Raw genomic sequence first — 17,677 nt, forward strand, 5'->3', positions numbered from 1 at the left:
GATACCTTTACAATCTACTTCTATTTGTACTCAATCACCAGAATCTTTATGCTTTTCCCCCTCCATTAAAGTCTCTCAATTTTTCTTCAAGAGAATCTAAAAAGCCTTTTAAAAATGCTTTGTTATCCTCTGTGGCCTCGTCCAAAGTTTCATTTACAAGGTCGTCAAGCTCCTGATGAAACTTTTCATGATACAGATAGGCCGTTTCACCCTTTGAAGTCAGTCGGAGCATAAGCCTTGACAGATTGTGCGGGTCCGTGTCCTTGATGATCATACCCTTTTTCTGGAGCTTCATAATAATCTGGGAAACAGCTCCTTTCGTCACCCCTAACAATTCTGCAAGCCCTGTCACGTGAATACCTTCATTCTCCTTAACAGACTTTATCATATGAATCTCTGCATCAAAAAGATGTTCATCAGTCCCATAGCGGCGAGTCTGTTTGTCAAACTTTGAAAGCTCACTCATCACTCGCAGTAGGGTACAGCTAATTTTTGTTCTTCTTTTGAATTTCATATTCATCATAAAACAATTATATAGCTGCTATACACTTTTGTCAATCCAATATTTATAACCATGAATTTTTGTATAAATTCCCTTACTACCTTTTCAAATTTTTCCAAAGGAAGTAGCAAACCATTTATTACTAATTTTCAACAACAACAGCTTTACTAATTTCCCAGCTTTTGGCCTTCACTCGTCTATCCAAGAAGTCCTTATATTTATATTTCCCCTCTTCTTCTAGAAGTTGATTATGATTTCCCTTTTGTACAAGATTTCCATCTTCTAACTATGATATTTTAGAGAATATTTGATATCTATATCATCCTACCCTGTTTAATTTTAAAACATAATTATATTTCCTTTCGACCCTGAAGAATATTTTTTCACTCAATTATTAACAGCGTTATCTGTTTTAGTTTTAAACAGATAATTTTAGCTATATTAGCAAAAAACCTTACATCTGACCGATACAAGGTTTTTATAAAGACCATTTTTAAATTAAAATTATATGTCTCTCACTTTTTCTCTATAAACACTGGGATTCACCCCATACTTATTTCTAAAAGCAGCAGCAAAATGACTGGAATTTGAATAACCTACATTATTAGCTATCTCTAAAATATTATCATTGTCTTTAAGTAGATATTCCCTGGCTTTCTCCATTCGCAGTGACCGCAGATAGGAAAAAACTGTTGTTTTATATATCTCTTTAAAACCCTTTTTCAATTTAAAGGTATTCAAACCCACTCGTTGTGATAATTCATCAATTGATAATGGTTCAACCAAATTTTTAGAGATAAGAGATTTTACTTCTCTTAGTTTTGCTATATCTTCTTTTTTAATAATAATACTATTATCATTACTTTTCTTCTTAAAAAATTCATTATTCACAAATAAGGAAATTATCTCTATCGCTTTACTCTGCAGATATAACACTTCACTTATCAACCCACGATCCCAGCTGCTTTTCGCAATTTGCTCAAAAGGTACAATTATTGCTGGCATATTAAGTCTTTTGGTAATCTGAAGCAAGTTATTATCACAAATCATTTTTTTGACTTTTTGGGACCCACTGTATGATAGTTTTTCAAAAAAGGTTTCACTAAAATATACATTAACAATGCTAATATTGGTATCTTTAGGATATTTCATCCAGCCTTCATTATTAACATTACTTCTCCAGAAATGAGTCTCACCAGGGTTTATACTAACATCACTTCTTAAATTATAATCTCCACAAAAAATATTGCCCTCCATACAATAAATTAACTCAAATCCCTTTTTCATCAGTTTATATTCAAATTCAATATCTTCAAGTAACTCGAATTCTGTCATTGCCAGCTCAATGCCATTTCCAAAATCAAGGTATTTGAAAAAACCTTTTCCCAACTTATCATTAATCTTGTATCTGTTAATATTAATACCATTCACTTTTTTTAATAAACCAATCTTTTTATCTAATTTATTAAAATAATCTTCTGTATCCTCAAATTTATATGCTTCCATGCTATCACCCCTAATTATCTCTACCCTTAAATAATCTTACAGCTAACAACTTAACTATACATATATCCCCTTCCTTCAAGGGAGAAAGGGGATATATTAATTATTTTTCTAATGGAGGGAGCATCGAAGAATACATTTTAACCTGCTTCATCATTCCCTGAACAACTTCTTCTTTATCGACCTGGTAAGTTTTAAATAATGTCGGCCACCAATCTACTACTGACAGATCAGTAGTTAAAAAATCAAAATTTTGGTTACCGTAACGCATATGGCAGTGTTTCATGCCATCTCCGTCACCATGATAAGGCATCATAATTAAATGCTTATACCCCGCCTTTATTGCCTCATTATTCTCAGTCCTGAAAATATACCAGCTAATACTATATTCACCCCAGACAGTATTAAAATTACCAATATACTGGTATTTAGCCTCGATTTCATCATCAAAAATAACTGTTTCAGCATCAACTATCTTCATTGTCGAAAAAGATGTTTCATACATTTTTGCAAAATAATTATATACCATCTCAGCATCATAACCATCGGCATAATTGGCTACCTCTTCAAAAAAACTATCTCCACTCTCTGTATTAAACAGATTAATATATGTTTCATTATTACCTTTCCATGGTAACAAATCAGATACAACATTATCATCAGCCGAAATAAAAGCAGGAACAAGCAATACCAAAAACACCATTACCATCATAGAAAATAATATTTTTTTGCTTTTCACTATTTATCACCTCTAGTTTTTTGGTTAATAATCTTTTGTTTCATAAGATATAAACTTAACTATTCCGATAACACCTCCTATTTTAATATTTTAGGTTTCCCTAAATACAAAACAAAAAATAATCCTCCTATTTATTTGAGAATAAGTTTCAATTTCATTCAACTTTATTTTACTATGTTTTTTTTGTATTGTCAAATATTTATTTCTTATAAATGAATTTTATAAATGAATTTCTATGCCTGTCAATTCGCTAAACTTAATACTCATTTTAGCAATCTAAGACAAATTTATCAAAAGCCGTAATACTCAGAGGCACTTCCTGAACATCCTTTTCTTGTTGTTTTTCTGTAGTTACTTTAACAGTCCTAATTCATATTCAACCTCATCCTCAGAACTCTCCTCTGCATTTATCGGTACACTAACAGCCATTAATATAAAACAGATCATAAGCAATCCCAAAACTCGATTATAATTTCTCAACATTATCAATTCCTCCTTCTTTTTATTAAATAAAAATAATTATCTCTCTAAACCTTAAACTCATATACTAAACACTTACTATTCCAACTCAAACACAATTGTAATATGCATCGTAACTAAATCATCATCGTCTTTGTCTGGTACTGGCGGAAAAGATGCTGCCCGTTTAATTGTAGATACTGCTGCTTTATCTAAAATTGAATATCCAGACGAATCAATTACTTTTACATCCTTCAATTTTCCATTACCCCAAATTATAAATTCTAATCGAATTTCCCCCTCTATTCCCCGCTTTTGGGCAAAACGAGGATAACTTTGAGCAGAAATAATTTTTTTTATTACAATCTGAAAATAACTTTCAGGAACTTGTAGTCTTTGAATTTCATTTTGACTTTCAGATGAAGCTGTTTCATCTTCAACAGTAGATTTTATGTCTTTAGATGAGGACTCGTTATTTTCTACATTAGCCTTAGATTTTTTAACTACTTTTTCTTCTTGTCCCTCTACTATAGGCTTCGATTCTTCAATCACTTCTTCTACTTCTTCTGGCATAGGCTCGGGTTCTTCAATCACTTCCTCTGATTCTTCTGGCATAGGTTCTGGCTCTTCAATCACTTCCTCTACTTCTTCTAGTATAGGCTCGGGTTCTTCAATCACTTCCTCTACTTCTTCTGGCATAGGTTCTGGCTCTTCAATCACTTCCTCTACTTCTTCTAGTATAGGCTCGGGTTCTTCAATCACTTCCTCTACTTCTTCTGGCATAGGTTCTGGTTCTTCAATCACTTCCTCTGCTTCTTCTGGCATAGGCTCAGGTTCTTCGAACTCAATAGAGATTTCAAGTGGTGTTTCAATAAAATCAGGAGGAATCTCATATAAGTTCCAGGCCACAAGTAAAAATAAACAATGAATACCCAAAGCAAATAACAATGCTAATTGAATAAGATTATCATTCCTCCCCATGCATCACACCTTCTACTTTCTTAGTTGAAATAATTAAATTTTCTCCTTTCGCCTGCCGTGCAATATCCATTACCTTTACCACAAATCCCATTGGCACAGCTTCATCAGATTTGAGTACAACTTTTTTTAGCTGACTATTTTTCAATTTTTCTGCAAGCGATTTCTCTAACTGCTCAAGTTCAAATGTTTCATTATCTAAAAAAATTCGTTGATCTTGATCAATATATATAACCACCGGTTCACTTTCTTCCTGAATCTTTCCAGTCTCTGCCTGTGGCAAATTTAGTTCAATACCATTATCAGTTACAAAACTAGAGGTTAGCATAAAAAATAGAAGAAGCATAAACACAATGTCTATTAAAGGAGCGATATCAAGATGCATCTCTACACCCTTTGGCCTGTCAAATTCCATATTCAATATCCTCCTTAGTATTTATAGTTTCATTACTTTCATCAAAATCTACATGGGTTTCCCCTAACCATTCTGATAAAAGTTGAACTGACTCTTTCATCTGGGCATAATAGCGATCAATTTTACCCTCAAAATAATGGTAAAAAATCATGGCAGGAATAGCTACTGTTAGACCAGTAGCAGTAGTAATTAATGCCGCCCAAATACCTCCCGCTAATACTACCGGGTCTACACTTCCTCCTAATTCCTGAATCTTTTTAAAGGCCTCAATCATACCAGCAACAGTTCCCAGGAGACCAATCAGAGGAGAAACATGTGCCACAATGCCTAAACCACTAATATTCCTTGACATCTTTCGTAATTCTCTTGAACCAATTCGAAATAGTATTTTATCGCGCTCTTCCTGTGATTTTTCATGCTGCTCAATTCCAGCACTAATAACCTGAGAGACCGGGCAATTTTTAGCTTGACTAATTCGTATTGCTTCCGAAAACTTCTCCTGCTGAACTAAAATACCAACCTGCTCTAACATTTCATTAGAATAATTTTTAAGTTTTCTAAAATAATACCATCTCTCTAATACAATAGCCAAAACAATACTAGAACATATTAATAATGGGTACATTAAAACCCCGCCTTTTTCAAACAATAAATAAATATTAATTTTCTCTACCCCCCATTAATTTATAATAATAGTACTCTGCCAGTACTAAATAAAACTCCAAATTATTTAGGTATTCCTAACTTTGAATTAAAAAAATATTATCTCAGTTTCATAGAATATTCCTTTATTCTATTACCTTATAATATACAGAAAATAATAAGTCAAATCAATAAATCACTAAAAGCATAAGGACTAAATAATCTTTGTAGGATTAAATTATATGCAGCATACACCCTATTTCTCATTTTTTAGGACAAACTAATAAAAGTAATATTTTTTTGCTATTCTGATAACACCTCCTGTTTTAATATTTTAGGTTTCCATAAATGCAAAACAAAATTCTCCTCTTTATTTGAGAATAAGTTCCAATTTCATTTGGCTTTATTTTACTATGTTTTTTTTGTATTGTCAAATATTTATTTCTTATAAATGAATTTCTATGAAATAATAAATTATCCCAACAAAAAGAGCTGGTATAGTAGTAATAACAGTAGCCCAGAAAGACGATTTTCTATCAATAGCCAGGAGTGGGAATAAGGCATCTCCATCCTGAGATATGGTATTTGCCAGTAAGGCAGCAAAACTGCCCAACAAAAGAACCTACTTCCAAAAAAGCACCCTCAGCACATCCTAAAAATATATCCAAAATTTCATACATCATCAATTCCCTTCAATTACAGATGCTCATTATTATAATTTTTACTTAAATCTAATCATTCATCTAACTTTATATGCACTAGATCTAGTATTAAATTTACTATTTTCAATATAAAAAAACGATTTGATTTTCCTTTCACCCCTGTCATCTAACGGATAGTTAGCTATTACCTTGCCTTCTTCAAAATGCAAAACATGGGTACAACTCTCAAATATCAGCTCCAGATCATGGGAAATGATAAATAGGGTTTTTCTCATCTGTTGAAGTCGTTTTAAATTATTGGCCACTTCTTTCATATGACGCAAGTCAAGCCCACTGGTGGGCTCATCAAAGATTATAATCTCTTTCTTTGAGGCAATGGCACTGGCAATTGCCACCCGCTGTTTTTGACCACCTGATAAAGACATGGGATGCAGGTCTTTCATTGCTAACAGATCAAGGCTACTTAAAATATTTTCCGCCTTTAACGTATCAGGTTCATCCATACTCAATAAAATCTCATCAAGGACACTTTCTGTAAAAAGCTGATTATTGACATCTTGCATAACCATATAACACTGCTTCAAACGTTCTCTTCCCTTATATACCTTGCCACAGAGGGATATAGTCCCTTGGCAACTTTTCTCCAATCCACAGAGACATCTGGCAAAGGTTGATTTTCCAGCCCCATTGTATCCAATTACAGCAACGGCACTACTTCTTGGTATTGCTAGCGAATCTATCTTAATAAAAGGAGATTCATTTTTATAAGAAAAGACAAAATCGCTCAGGCACAAATCCTTTGATTTTGGAATCACCGTTCGCTTATCTCGTGTTAAGCCTTCCCAAAAAAGCGGCCTAAGCCCCATGCCTGAAAACTCTTCTAAATTAATTCTTTTCATTTCTTTGTTATTTAATTCTCTTTCTATTTTACCATTTTTCATATACAGAATGCGGTCAGCCAGTTCACGCATAAAATATAAGCGATGTTCGGCAATAATAATGGTTTTACCCCGACTTTTCCACATTTCAATAAGTTGTCGCAGATCATCAATCGCTATTGTATCCAGATTGGAAGACGGCTCATCAAGAACAAAAATATCAGGACTGGCTGTTGAAACAGACGCACAGGCAATTTTTTGTTTTTCTCCACCTGACAAGTGAAAAATACTTCTATTCATCAGTCTCTCTATCTTAAAATCAAAAACAGTTTTTCTTATTCGTTGTTTTATTTCTTCTACAGGCAAACCCATATTCTCACAAGCAAAGGCAAGCTCACTTGTAGTATCTACATTAAAAAACTGAGAACGCGGATTTTGAAAAACCGACCCTACCATTTGAGCCGTCTCATAAATGGGCATTTTTTGGACTTCTAAACCATTAATTAGTACCTTTCCTGACAGAGAGCCTTCATAGTAATTGGGTATCAAGCCATTTATCAACCTTGTCAAAGTGGTTTTTCCACAGCCAGATTCCCCACATAGCAAAACAAGTTCACCCTGATGAATTGTTATATTAATATTATGTAATCCCTTTTCTTTTTGGCCCTGCGAATATGAAAAAGAAACGCTTTTCAGCTTAATAATTCTTAAGCCCCCCTTTTTAAAGTAATATAAATCCTATAAATGTAGTAACAGCAATTATTGATAATATAATATCCTGAATGCCAAATCCAATTTCACATATATTTGTTCTTTTAACTGGACCGCCAAGCCCTCTAGTCAATGATGCAGCAGAGAGTTCATCTCCAATTTTAACTGTTGACATCAACAGAGGAATCAACCTGTACTCTAACATCAATATAGGGTTTTTGAAAAAACCACCAGAGCTAAAACCTACTCTTCTCATTCGCATAGCATTACTAATAGAACGGGCCTCCTCCCCAATTGTAGGGAAAAAACGAAACATAACCGCCATAGGAATGATTATTTTCTGTGGTACATGCATATGCTCCATTGATGCTATAAATTCACTTACTGTTGTCGTGCTTATAAGATAATATCCCATAATAAATCCAGGCATCATCCGATATAGCATACCTGAAACCATTACAATGAAAATATTCAGGATCCCATAGGTAACTGGAACAAGAAATTCATTAATTAAAATAGCAAGAGTATATGCAAGGGTACAATATAAAGCCGGCTTTATTTTTTTATTCACAAATAAAAGAAACAAAGGAATTGCTGCCATAAGCAGCATAATATAGATAATAGCCCCTCCAAAAATACTAATATTGATTATCAACATCAGCATTAGTTTTGTTCTTGGATCCAATTTGAAGTAAGTATTAGCCTCAACACTTCGTAAAATTTCCTTCTGCATCACAAAATTCCTGCCCTCTTAAAATGTTTTTTTAGAATTGCTTTACCAAAAAAAGCCCCTATTATGCCAGCAATAAATATTACTCCAACCATAACATAGGCGATCCAAACTGGAGTCATGGTAAAAATAGCATTTGCATATTCCTTACCCATACTCTCCCGAATATAAGCGAAATAACTGTCGCGCATAATCCACAGAGGAAGCATTGCCCCCATTAACCAGAAACTGAAAATACTATATCCTAACACAGTATGCTTAAAACTTTGATATTTACCAGCCTTGAAAATTAAATCAGCAAAAAATCCACATATAATTGTCGCGACAAGCGGTACCCATGTATGTCCAGTTGCAAACATTAAAAGACCTAAAATAATAGACATAATTGTCACCATACCAAATTTTTTAACCTTTGTTAAAAAAAGCATAAATGGAATTGAAGATATGATAGGCATATATAATGGAAAAAAAAGAAATATAATCGGAATAAAACCAAGCATTCCACTTGCAAACATAATAAGAAAATAAAGCGCTGTAAAAATACCGACATTGATCAAATCTTGCACTTCCAGTTTCTCACTCATAATTCAAACCCCCTGGTTTATTAATATTTAATTTGCCTTTTCATCCCATTACCAAAATACCACCTATTTCAAGCAAAACCGAACATACTCCAGAATAATCTGAGGCAAATGGTGGCAACACTTTATATAAGTCTTTCATCAAAATCCTTCCTGGATTATTCTATTGTAGTAATTTTAAAATAAGGAACAAAAAATACTTTAGGTGAACCTAAAAATTAATTAAAAATGATAATAGCTTTCATTTTCATTTAGTTTATATTTTAATATGCATATTTATAAATGTCAAGGCCACACTTCCTTTTTATCTCTTAATATATTTAAATATATTCCATTTACTTAATAATACTTACTAATATTTGTTATAATTCTAAAATATAAATTAAGAACAATTAATATAGTTACAAACCAAAGATATTTCTATTAGTGTTATATTATACAGATACCTTTTTAAAAATTATAGTACATATATCAATTAAACAACTTAAAGCAAGACAGCTATCCACTAATTTTTCATTCTTTCGCCTGTTCCTGAACATTCCAAAGTTTTTTATATAATCCATCATTTCTTATTAATTCATAATGTATTCAAAAACAAAAGATATCTGTGTCATTGAAATGACACAGATATCTTTTGTGCCTTTATAGCTTATAAAAAATCCTTTGACTCATCAATTATTTTTTCATATTTCTTATCAAAGGGTTTAATCATATTTAAACACACTGGGGTTACAAAATAATCCGCCAGGAGTGCTGCCAGAATACCCACACCGGCTAAAACTCCAAAGTGAATATATAATTTTGCAATAGAGCTTAAATAGGCTGCAAAATTAAAAATCAATACCAGAGAGGTCATAAATAGGGATTTACCAACTACTCTAAAGGTATGTTCGATAGACAAAACATAGTCCCCTCTCTGTTGATACTCATATTTAGCATGATTAATAAAGTGGATTGTATCATCAACTGCTAGCCCCATTATCATCGGCATAAGTGTCGCTGTAATCATATCAAAAGGTATACTAAAAATACCCATGACACCCCCAACAGCTAAAACCGGTGAAATATTGGGAATAAGCCCTATCAAACCAACTTTAACACTGCCAAAGACAAGCATCATTAAGAAAGCTATTACTATTAAAGCAATTAAAAAGGCCTTTACCTGTCCTATCGAAACCTTATAACTCATATCAGTATATTTAGCACCAGAACCACTAATAAATACCTTGGCCTCAGGAAAAAGTTCTTTTCCTAATTCTTCTATTCTCTGGTGTTCAGCTAATAGTTCTTTTTGCCGAAATTTAGAGATTTCAACCCTGATCCGTAACTTTTTATAATTATAGTCAACCCACTTGTCTAACTCATCCCCCCCCTGCATTTTCATACAAAAGTAAGGTCTGGGCTATCATTGGTCTTGTCTCTGGTATTTTGTAATATGCAGGATTATCCTCATTTAAGACCTGATTTAGGTCTTTTAAGATATTTAAAATAGAAGTAGTCCTTTTAGTCAAAGAAAATCCTTCAATCTCTTGAACAAAACTATCTAATCTCTGTAAAAATTCCGGGTCTTTAACTACATTATCCTCTGTAAATTCAATCCCAATATCATAATTAATCATAGAGCCAATTTTCGTTTCTCCTACACTTATCATCCTATCTACAAAAGGAACCTTTCTCCCCATTGTCCTTTCATTATCAAAATCCACTTCTGTTTTTGTTAGTCCATAGACAAATATTAGAGTTAGAATAATAGAAACAGAAATTATTGGCATAGTATTCTTCAAAATCCATTTGCCCAAAGCAGCTAATTTGCCTTCTAAACCACTACCCTCCTCTTCGACTAATTTATGAGAAGATTTTCTATCTCTACCAAAACTCAAAACAATAGCGAAAACTAAAACAGTCAATAAATAGGTAAGGGCTACTATTAAGGCAGTAGTATAACCCATCCAATTTAATACCTTTATCTTAATAAAGGCAAAAGACATTAAGGCACAGATCGTTGTTAAGGCTGTAAATAAAAGCGGCCAGCCTGTCTTTTCTATGGCAGTTATTACTGCTTCTTTCCTTTTCCCTGTCCTTAAGAACTCTTTTTTAAAAAAGTTAAAGAGGTGGATTGAATAACCGACTGCCACAGCTAAACCTAAAAATAAAGGCATAGGGAGAACCGAAGGCTGGACTGTTGTCTTAAAATATCCTTCAATCCCTAAGGTAATAACCATTGCTCCTATAGCTATGACAATTGGGAAAACCACCCCCCTAAAAGAGCGTAAAAATACCCCCAATAGAATTATAGAAATAATTAGCCCCAATTTCATCAATCCCGGGGTCTCTTTGAGAAAAAAATCCCTCTTATCTACCGTCATACAGGCTGTCCCTGTGGTTTTGGGATTTAAGCTCTGATACTTATCTTGCCGGGCAATCCTATTTGCTATCTTTCCCGTAATATAATTAGGAGCAACCGGCTCTGACGATAGATTAAATCCTTGATATAGTTTGGGATATTCTTTAGCTTTATTCTGTAAATAAGTCAAATAATCTTTATTTTTTCGCCAATTATCTGGATCTTTCCTTAATTCAACTAGAACCCATGTCTCTTTAGCATCATCAGATACCAGTCTATTATAAAGTGTTTTTTTAGCTAAGGCTTTTTGCTTTAATCCCTCTAACGTCTCCTTATCAGCTGGTATCTCTTCAGGAATAAGGTCTCCTACATCTATACCCCAGTCTGTTCCTGTCACAAATTCAAAGTCTGTAATCGAAGTAACCTCATCTACCATAGGAACTTCATGTTCTAATTCATATGTTAACTCCCTTACTTTTGCTAGATTTTCCTTCTTGAAAACATTATCAACCTGAATATGTACTGCACATATATCTGTATTGCCAAACATCTTCTCAAATCTATCCTCTAATACTATTACTGGATCATCATCGAAATACCAGGCATCATTAGATGAATCTTTTTCTATCCCTTTTAATCCCATAAAGCTAAAACCCACAAAAATAGCAAATATAATTAAGACTAAATAACGATATTTAATTACTTTCTTCCCTAATAATCTAAATCTCGCATTGATCTTCTCTAAATCCATCTTTAAACACTCACCTCACTTAAGTTATGTAAACTAAAAATCATATTTAACCTTTACCCATAATGAATCATTATCATCATAGTTTGCAAACTCCCCTTCATCCCCAAAGAAATAATCTATCCCTGTTAAGAAATGAAGGTTGTCATTTACTGCATAATCTAAAGAAATTCTATTAAAACCATCCCTCTCATCGGTTTCATAATAAACCATATTAGCAAGTTCAAGGGTCTCTCTATAGAACTTCTTGCTTAGATTTAATATCAGGATAGTCTGACTCTCATCTTCTTCTATTTCATCTTCATAATCAAAGATATATTTATTGGTAAGCTGGGTAGTTACTGTCCAGTTGTTTCCAGGATACCAGTCTAAACCTGCTAAAGAATGAACATAATCCCTTTCCAATAGTCCACAATTATTATCAGCAGAAAAATATTTGCCCTGATAATAGGCTGACTCAAACCTGATTACAAAATCATTTACTGGTTTTGATAAATCAAGACCGTAGAATCTTAAACGATGGTATTCTGGTGTAAAGGTAGCACCTGTTTTATGATAGGTAGCTTCATCATCCCATAAATAGGCTGTTGAAAAGGAAAAGTCTATTCCGTTTAGATAAAAAGACAATCTTGCTGCCAGTTCACTATTCCCTAACTCATTTTCAACCTCTTCTGCTGAATTTACCTTAATACCTTTTTCCACATACCAGGGATTATCCTCATCCCCAGGGTATACTGGCTCTGTAAAGGTAGGAATCCAGACTAACTCTAAATCAGCCATAGGAAACAAATATCTGTATTTTACTGAATCTACCGGTATCCTTATCTCATCAAAATCCCTGGTAATAAATTCACTATAGTCACAGGGTGAAAGCACATCCGTTATCCTTACTCCATCTGCCTTCCCCCAGCTATAGATCTGTCTGCCAATTTTTACATCCCACAGGGGCTGGGTATATTCAAGATAGGCTTCATGGATCTCTACTTCTAACTCATCATCTTCTATTATTCCATTACTAACCCCATTTAAAGAGGCAAACATATACATATTATCACTACTATTCCTAAGATTTAATCTAAACCTTGAACGTTCACCAATAAAATCATGATCGTCTTTTAATTTTATCGAATAATAGCTTTCTAAAAAACCATCAAATTGGAGTCCCTGAGCTAAAACATTATTAACTGCAAAAATTAAAAACACTATAATTAATAAAGAAAATACTAGCGGTTTTCTCATCCTACACCTCCAGCTAATTGCCAATTGATAATATCAACTGGCAATTTTATTGGTCATTTCACTAATATCTGATATTCCCCCGTTTTAACATTGAGGTCCTAAATAGATTATCATCCATTGCTACATTAAATTTAAGTTCTGTCATATCTATAATAGTCTGGTGTTCATCCTGTTTGTTAACCATTAACCTTTGTTTAGGGGTCCAGATCCCATCTATCTCGACAATATCTTTAGCCTGGTAGGTTTTTAGTAAACCATATTCGTTATAGTAGTCAGTCTTTATTGCCATAGCTATATCCTGTCTTATCCAGGATATCTTCTTGGTATAATCCCCTTCATCAATTTCTTTAGGAATTGATTGAATAACCCAGCATTGATACCCATTTAGCTCTTCTTCTCGCAATAAGGTATGCTCATCTTCATCTACATTCCTGTCTCCCATATCATCATAGGTGAAATCTGTTCCCATAAAATAGTCATCATTGGAACTCCCACTGATTCTCCTTATTTTTCGTAAAGCAGGCATATAAAGCCATCTATTATCTTCCTTATCCTCGTCATCATACTCCCAGCTTAAATAACCTGTACCCTTCACATCTCCCGGGCTTTCAAAGATCATAATTGCTTTAGTGTCTTTCCCATAGTCTTTCTGATAACTTACTACCTCTCTTATCCGCTTATCACCTACATTATTGATTAAGGTCATTACCATTTTTGCCTTCCTTGTATCACCATCATCCCTATTATCAACCTTCACCATAATATCTCTCCCTGTCAGACCTGAAGCCTGGGTAAAATTAGCTATTATTAACATTAATAACACAGTCAAAAGCAAAATTCTCTTTGTCAACTTAATCACTCCTTAATTTAATATGTCCTACTCAAAAACATTCTCAAAAACATTAAATTATTTAGGTTAACCTAAAGCATGTATATAATATCAAAATTAATTTAGTATCTTTTAACTAACACATATTATATCTATCTACTCACATCCGTTTTATAACTTATATATTTATCACCATAAACCCATACTAAGATTTCTTCTTCATAAGAGAGCAACAGTGAGTTTTTTCTTCCTCTTTAACAGTTACACCTCCTTCTAATATTGAATTATTATTCATTTTTATTCAAAAAAATATATTAATCCATTTAAAACCTCTTTTGAAGTCACTTAACAAAATCATAAACACCATAGAAATGCTGTCTAGCAATTAATTCAATCATCTTTCTAGCTTTATTAAGATCTTCAAAATGACGAAAAATCTCAAACATTCTTCCCGTAAAGTTATCAGCAAGGATATGATAAAAAAAATCTTTATAATCATCTTCAATACCTTTGATTTTACCAGCTAATCCCTCCCTGATATGTATTTCTAATAAATTAACAATCTCTTCTTTAGCGCCTTCAAATTCTGTACCCTCACTCTTATCTACTAGGATTATTAACTGTTTTCTTTCCTGAAAGAGATTCATAATAAAATCAATCTCTATCTCCTCAAAGACATCAAAAATCCTTTCTCCTCCTTGATCCCTGTCTTTTTTGCCTTTGATGAATTCCTTTAGTTTTTGAAAAACAGGCCGGGCAATTCCTGCAAAAAGATCCTCTTTGTTCTTATAATATGAATAAATTAATCCTGTAGGAATATTTGCTCTCCTGGCAATATCTTTCATCTTAGCAGAATTATAATTATTTTCATAGAACTCTTCTACAGCTGCTGAGTATATCCTTTCCCTTACTTCTTCTTTTAATACTTGCACCATATTTAACACCATTCCTCGGATTAATATTGAATATTAATTCATTATTAATTATACAATATTACTTATTTCCTGTCAACTATTTCTTTATTATAATTTTTTTCATCCATATTTAATCAACAATATCTTTTACAGAACTATCTATAAGCTAGATAAACATAATTATTGGAAGAAAGACAAAAAAAACACCAGGAGGATAGTTTAAACAAATATTCTTAATTAATATCCCTAATAGGTCTACTTGTTTCTTCATCACCAAGCTGATGTACATGATTTAAATGTTCTTCAGACAATTCCAGACTGGCATTCTTCAAGGCCTTAATATCAAATCTAATATCTTTAATATCCCTTTTTAAAACCTTAATATCTTTTTCCATATTATAAAGCTGGCCTTTTATCGGTTTTAACTCCTGTTTGACTTCATCCCTGAAACTATCAAATCTCATATCTAACTCCTTTGAAAGCCCAGCAGACTGTTGTTCCAGCATTTCCTGAATGGCAGACAGTGTTTCTTTATCCAAATCTTACTCCTCCTTTTTTTAACTATTTTACTCCAATGTATTATTCAAGATAAAAAGAAAAAATCCTGCCCTTTATTTAATTTATTGTAAATTTATATTCAGGACAGAATTTTAAATTTTTTTTATTTTTCCCTATATACCTTAATACTTTCAAATTAATTATATTTAAAAATGAAAATACTAGCCTACTAACTCATCTACCGCACCAGTATCTATTTTCCTTTTCATATAGCGCTTACATTGTTCCACACGATCATAGCCAAGCATTATTCCCAGTATAAAATCCTCTTCATCTGTATAGTTTTTCAAGTTGCTTTTGCCTATCTGTTTAATAACCTCTATACAGTGTTTATTACCAAAAAAGACATTAATTTTATCTCTGCTCACATTATAAATAATATAGGGGATGTATTTCTTTTTTAGATTCCTTTCAATAAGTTCCTGGTTACTACTTTTGGTCGTATGCAGTATTAGGTTTCTTAAGCCTTTTTTAAATTCATATAAATGGTGATAAAAAACTCTCATTTTCTTCACTCCTAATATTCATAAATAAACACAGCTCAATCTCATTAAAATGCTTTTAATAAATCATCTACCCAGTTTCTAATCCTCTCTTCTGTCAAATCACCCTGACTATTATTATCCAAAGGAAGACCAACAAATGCATCATTAATTAAAGCCTCAGAGTGATTAAAATCATAGTCATCCGCCAAAACCCCTCCTATTACTTCTGCCCCTTTTTCCTTGACAACATCATATATTATCCCCATAGCATCTACAAAGGTATCTGAATACATTGCCTGGTCACCTAAACCAAATAAAGCCACCTTTTTATTACTTAAATCCAGTGTTTTAAGTTTTTCAATAAAGGTATCCCAATCATCCTGTAGCTCACCAAGTCCCCAAGTGGATGAACCAAAGATTAATTTATCATATTTCTCAACCTCATCTACAGTAACTGAGCCAACATTATAAACCTCTGCCTTATCTTTTCCAATCACATCAGCTATCATCTCTGCAGCCTCTTCGGTCTCACCCATTGTACTACCATAAAAAATTCCGATTTCTTTCATTAACAATCTCCTCCTATAATTTTAGTTTTTAGTTTATTTAATCTAAATCTACAAGACATTTAATTAAAAGTTAACACCTAATGAAGTAGTTATAATAGATTCATCTGTCCCCGCATTGTCATCATAACTATGATCTTCATACTCTAACTCCCAGTAAGTATTTTTAGTCAGATCATAGTTGAAAATAAGGTCTAAATAATTATCCTGGGCATCAGAATTATCAGCCTCATAAATTGCATAAGAAAAATCCACATTTAATCTATCACCAAAATCAACATTTAAACCGGGTCTAAACATCTTTAGATCATCACTTTGATTAAGTGTACTTTCAGCAAAGAACCAATATTTTCTCATTATTAGGTTAACCTAAATCATTAGCAAAATAAACCATTATATGCAATTTAACACCTGCCTCCTCTCTAATTTCTTATATATAGCAGCCCAACTCCTCCTGGCATAAATAACATCTACTTTTTTGTCTTTAGCCTCTCTTTTAACTTTTTTCATTGCTGTATGGTGAATATAATCAGTCAAAACTAAGACCATATCTATATCTACAGGGAGCTGAAAATTACGAAAGGCACTCTTGCTTCTACCGGATAAATGTATTATCTCAGTAAAACCAATATCCCTAACATTCTCCTCAATACTACCTAAATTATCAGCACCTATAATCATTAAAGACATATTTCCCTCCTTTACTACTTTTCCTTATTCTCTTAAACATATCAACTTGTCTTTTCCTCAGAAAATAATTGCTGGCACTCTTTACAAAGTCCAGAAACCTTTAGGCTGAATTCCTGACAGATGAATTGATTTTTATCATATATCTCATCCTTAAAATGACCAGGAAGGTAATTTTCAACCTCTATTATTTTACCGCAATTTTTGCATATTAAATGATGATGAATATCCTGCTCTTTTTGACAGCTTAATTCGTATTTAGCAAATTCCTTGTCAAAATGATATTCAGCTATTATTCCTACATCCCTTAATAGATTTAAAGTTCTATAGACCGTAGAAAGACCTATTGAATCATCAATATCTTTACCTAAAGTATATATATCACGGGCTGAAAGGTGTTCACCCTTATTATTATTTAAAATCCCCAGGATAATCCTTCTCTGCTGGGTTACTTTTATATTTTTTCTCTCTAATTCATTTACAAGAGATATTATCTCACTCACCTTT

General features: G+C 32.8%; 21 protein-coding genes and 1 pseudogene. All 22 read right to left on the reverse strand.

The genetic code is table 11. The features are described from left to right. Positions 1-46: 46 nt before the first annotated feature. A complete protein-coding gene (locus GM661_RS13220; RefSeq protein WP_230867258.1) occupies positions 47-523 on the reverse strand; it encodes a MarR family winged helix-turn-helix transcriptional regulator in 477 nt (158 codons plus the stop codon). 483 nt (positions 524-1,006) lie between these two features. Further along, entirely contained in the window at positions 1,007-2,008 is a 1,002-nt protein-coding gene (locus GM661_RS13225) for a helix-turn-helix transcriptional regulator (RefSeq protein WP_230867259.1), read from the reverse strand. A gap of 100 nt (positions 2,009-2,108) precedes the next feature. Next, complete coding sequence (locus GM661_RS13230) at positions 2,109-2,744, reverse strand: ZinT/AdcA family metal-binding protein (protein WP_230867260.1); 636 nt, start codon at positions 2,742-2,744, stop codon at positions 2,109-2,111. A gap of 351 nt (positions 2,745-3,095) precedes the next feature. Beyond that, positions 3,096-3,227: a hypothetical protein gene (locus tag GM661_RS18970; RefSeq protein ID WP_269059890.1), complete on the reverse strand. Its 132-nt coding sequence runs from the start codon at positions 3,225-3,227 to the stop codon at positions 3,096-3,098. A gap of 75 nt (positions 3,228-3,302) precedes the next feature. Beyond that, complete coding sequence (locus GM661_RS13235; RefSeq protein WP_230867261.1) at positions 3,303-4,184, reverse strand: energy transducer TonB; 882 nt, start codon at positions 4,182-4,184, stop codon at positions 3,303-3,305. After that, the gene (locus tag GM661_RS13240; protein ID WP_230867262.1) at positions 4,171-4,596 is read right to left on the reverse strand and encodes an ExbD/TolR family protein; all 426 of its coding nucleotides are present in this window, start codon (positions 4,594-4,596) and stop codon (positions 4,171-4,173) included. The genes GM661_RS13235 and GM661_RS13240 overlap by 14 nt, the downstream gene beginning before the upstream one ends. Further along, on the reverse strand, positions 4,586-5,221 hold the full coding sequence (locus GM661_RS13245) for a MotA/TolQ/ExbB proton channel family protein (protein ID WP_230867263.1): 636 nt from the start codon (positions 5,219-5,221) through the stop codon (positions 4,586-4,588). Before GM661_RS13245 ends, GM661_RS13240 begins: the two co-directional genes overlap by 11 nt. A gap of 462 nt (positions 5,222-5,683) precedes the next feature. Further along, positions 5,684-5,836, reverse strand: a pseudogene (locus GM661_RS13250) (putative manganese transporter); the annotation flags it as partial. A gap of 141 nt (positions 5,837-5,977) precedes the next feature. Further along, positions 5,978-7,483 carry an ABC transporter ATP-binding protein gene (locus GM661_RS13255; RefSeq protein ID WP_269059934.1) on the reverse strand — a complete coding sequence of 502 codons (1,506 nt, stop codon included), beginning with the start codon at positions 7,481-7,483 and terminating at the stop codon, positions 5,978-5,980. A 16-nt stretch (positions 7,484-7,499) separates the two neighbouring features. Then, positions 7,500-8,222 carry an energy-coupling factor transporter transmembrane component T gene (locus tag GM661_RS13260; protein ID WP_230867266.1) on the reverse strand — a complete coding sequence of 241 codons (723 nt, stop codon included), beginning with the start codon at positions 8,220-8,222 and terminating at the stop codon, positions 7,500-7,502. Further along, a complete protein-coding gene (locus GM661_RS13265; RefSeq protein WP_125991040.1) occupies positions 8,222-8,803 on the reverse strand; it encodes an MptD family putative ECF transporter S component in 582 nt (193 codons plus the stop codon). Before GM661_RS13265 ends, GM661_RS13260 begins: the two co-directional genes overlap by 1 nt. A 646-nt stretch (positions 8,804-9,449) precedes the next feature. After that, positions 9,450-10,178 (reverse strand): MMPL family transporter, encoded by a 729-nt coding sequence (locus GM661_RS13270; protein WP_230867267.1) that lies wholly within the window; start codon positions 10,176-10,178, stop codon positions 9,450-9,452. Further along, positions 10,162-11,895 (reverse strand): efflux RND transporter permease subunit, encoded by a 1,734-nt coding sequence (locus tag GM661_RS13275; RefSeq protein ID WP_230867268.1) that lies wholly within the window; start codon positions 11,893-11,895, stop codon positions 10,162-10,164. Before GM661_RS13275 ends, GM661_RS13270 begins: the two co-directional genes overlap by 17 nt. A gap of 33 nt (positions 11,896-11,928) precedes the next feature. Beyond that, positions 11,929-13,131: a DUF1302 family protein gene (locus GM661_RS13280; RefSeq protein WP_230867269.1), complete on the reverse strand. Its 1,203-nt coding sequence runs from the start codon at positions 13,129-13,131 to the stop codon at positions 11,929-11,931. 61 nt (positions 13,132-13,192) lie between these two features. Then, entirely contained in the window at positions 13,193-13,945 is a 753-nt protein-coding gene (locus tag GM661_RS13285; protein ID WP_407929671.1) for an outer membrane lipoprotein-sorting protein, read from the reverse strand. A gap of 356 nt (positions 13,946-14,301) precedes the next feature. After that, on the reverse strand, positions 14,302-14,892 hold the full coding sequence (locus tag GM661_RS13290; RefSeq protein ID WP_230867271.1) for a TetR/AcrR family transcriptional regulator: 591 nt from the start codon (positions 14,890-14,892) through the stop codon (positions 14,302-14,304). A 215-nt stretch (positions 14,893-15,107) separates the two neighbouring features. Beyond that, on the reverse strand, positions 15,108-15,413 hold the full coding sequence (locus GM661_RS13295; protein WP_125991044.1) for a hypothetical protein: 306 nt from the start codon (positions 15,411-15,413) through the stop codon (positions 15,108-15,110). Positions 15,414-15,593: 180 nt separating this feature from the next. Next, positions 15,594-15,938, reverse strand: coding sequence for a DUF2023 family protein (locus tag GM661_RS13300; RefSeq protein ID WP_230867272.1), 345 nt, complete (start codon positions 15,936-15,938; stop codon positions 15,594-15,596). Between the two features lie 44 nt (positions 15,939-15,982). Beyond that, a complete protein-coding gene (locus GM661_RS13305; RefSeq protein ID WP_230867273.1) occupies positions 15,983-16,486 on the reverse strand; it encodes a flavodoxin in 504 nt (167 codons plus the stop codon). A gap of 63 nt (positions 16,487-16,549) precedes the next feature. Further along, entirely contained in the window at positions 16,550-16,840 is a 291-nt protein-coding gene (locus GM661_RS13310) for a hypothetical protein (RefSeq protein ID WP_230867274.1), read from the reverse strand. 36 nt (positions 16,841-16,876) lie between these two features. After that, positions 16,877-17,173, reverse strand: coding sequence for a DUF2325 domain-containing protein (locus GM661_RS13315; protein WP_230867275.1), 297 nt, complete (start codon positions 17,171-17,173; stop codon positions 16,877-16,879). Positions 17,174-17,214: 41 nt separating this feature from the next. Further along, positions 17,215-17,673 (reverse strand): Fur family transcriptional regulator, encoded by a 459-nt coding sequence (locus tag GM661_RS13320; protein ID WP_230867276.1) that lies wholly within the window; start codon positions 17,671-17,673, stop codon positions 17,215-17,217. Positions 17,674-17,677 lie beyond the last annotated feature (4 nt).

The sequence above is a fragment of the Iocasia fonsfrigidae genome, from assembly GCF_017751145.1.
GTDB classification, from domain to species: Bacteria; Bacillota; Halanaerobiia; order Halanaerobiales; family DTU029; genus Iocasia; species Iocasia fonsfrigidae.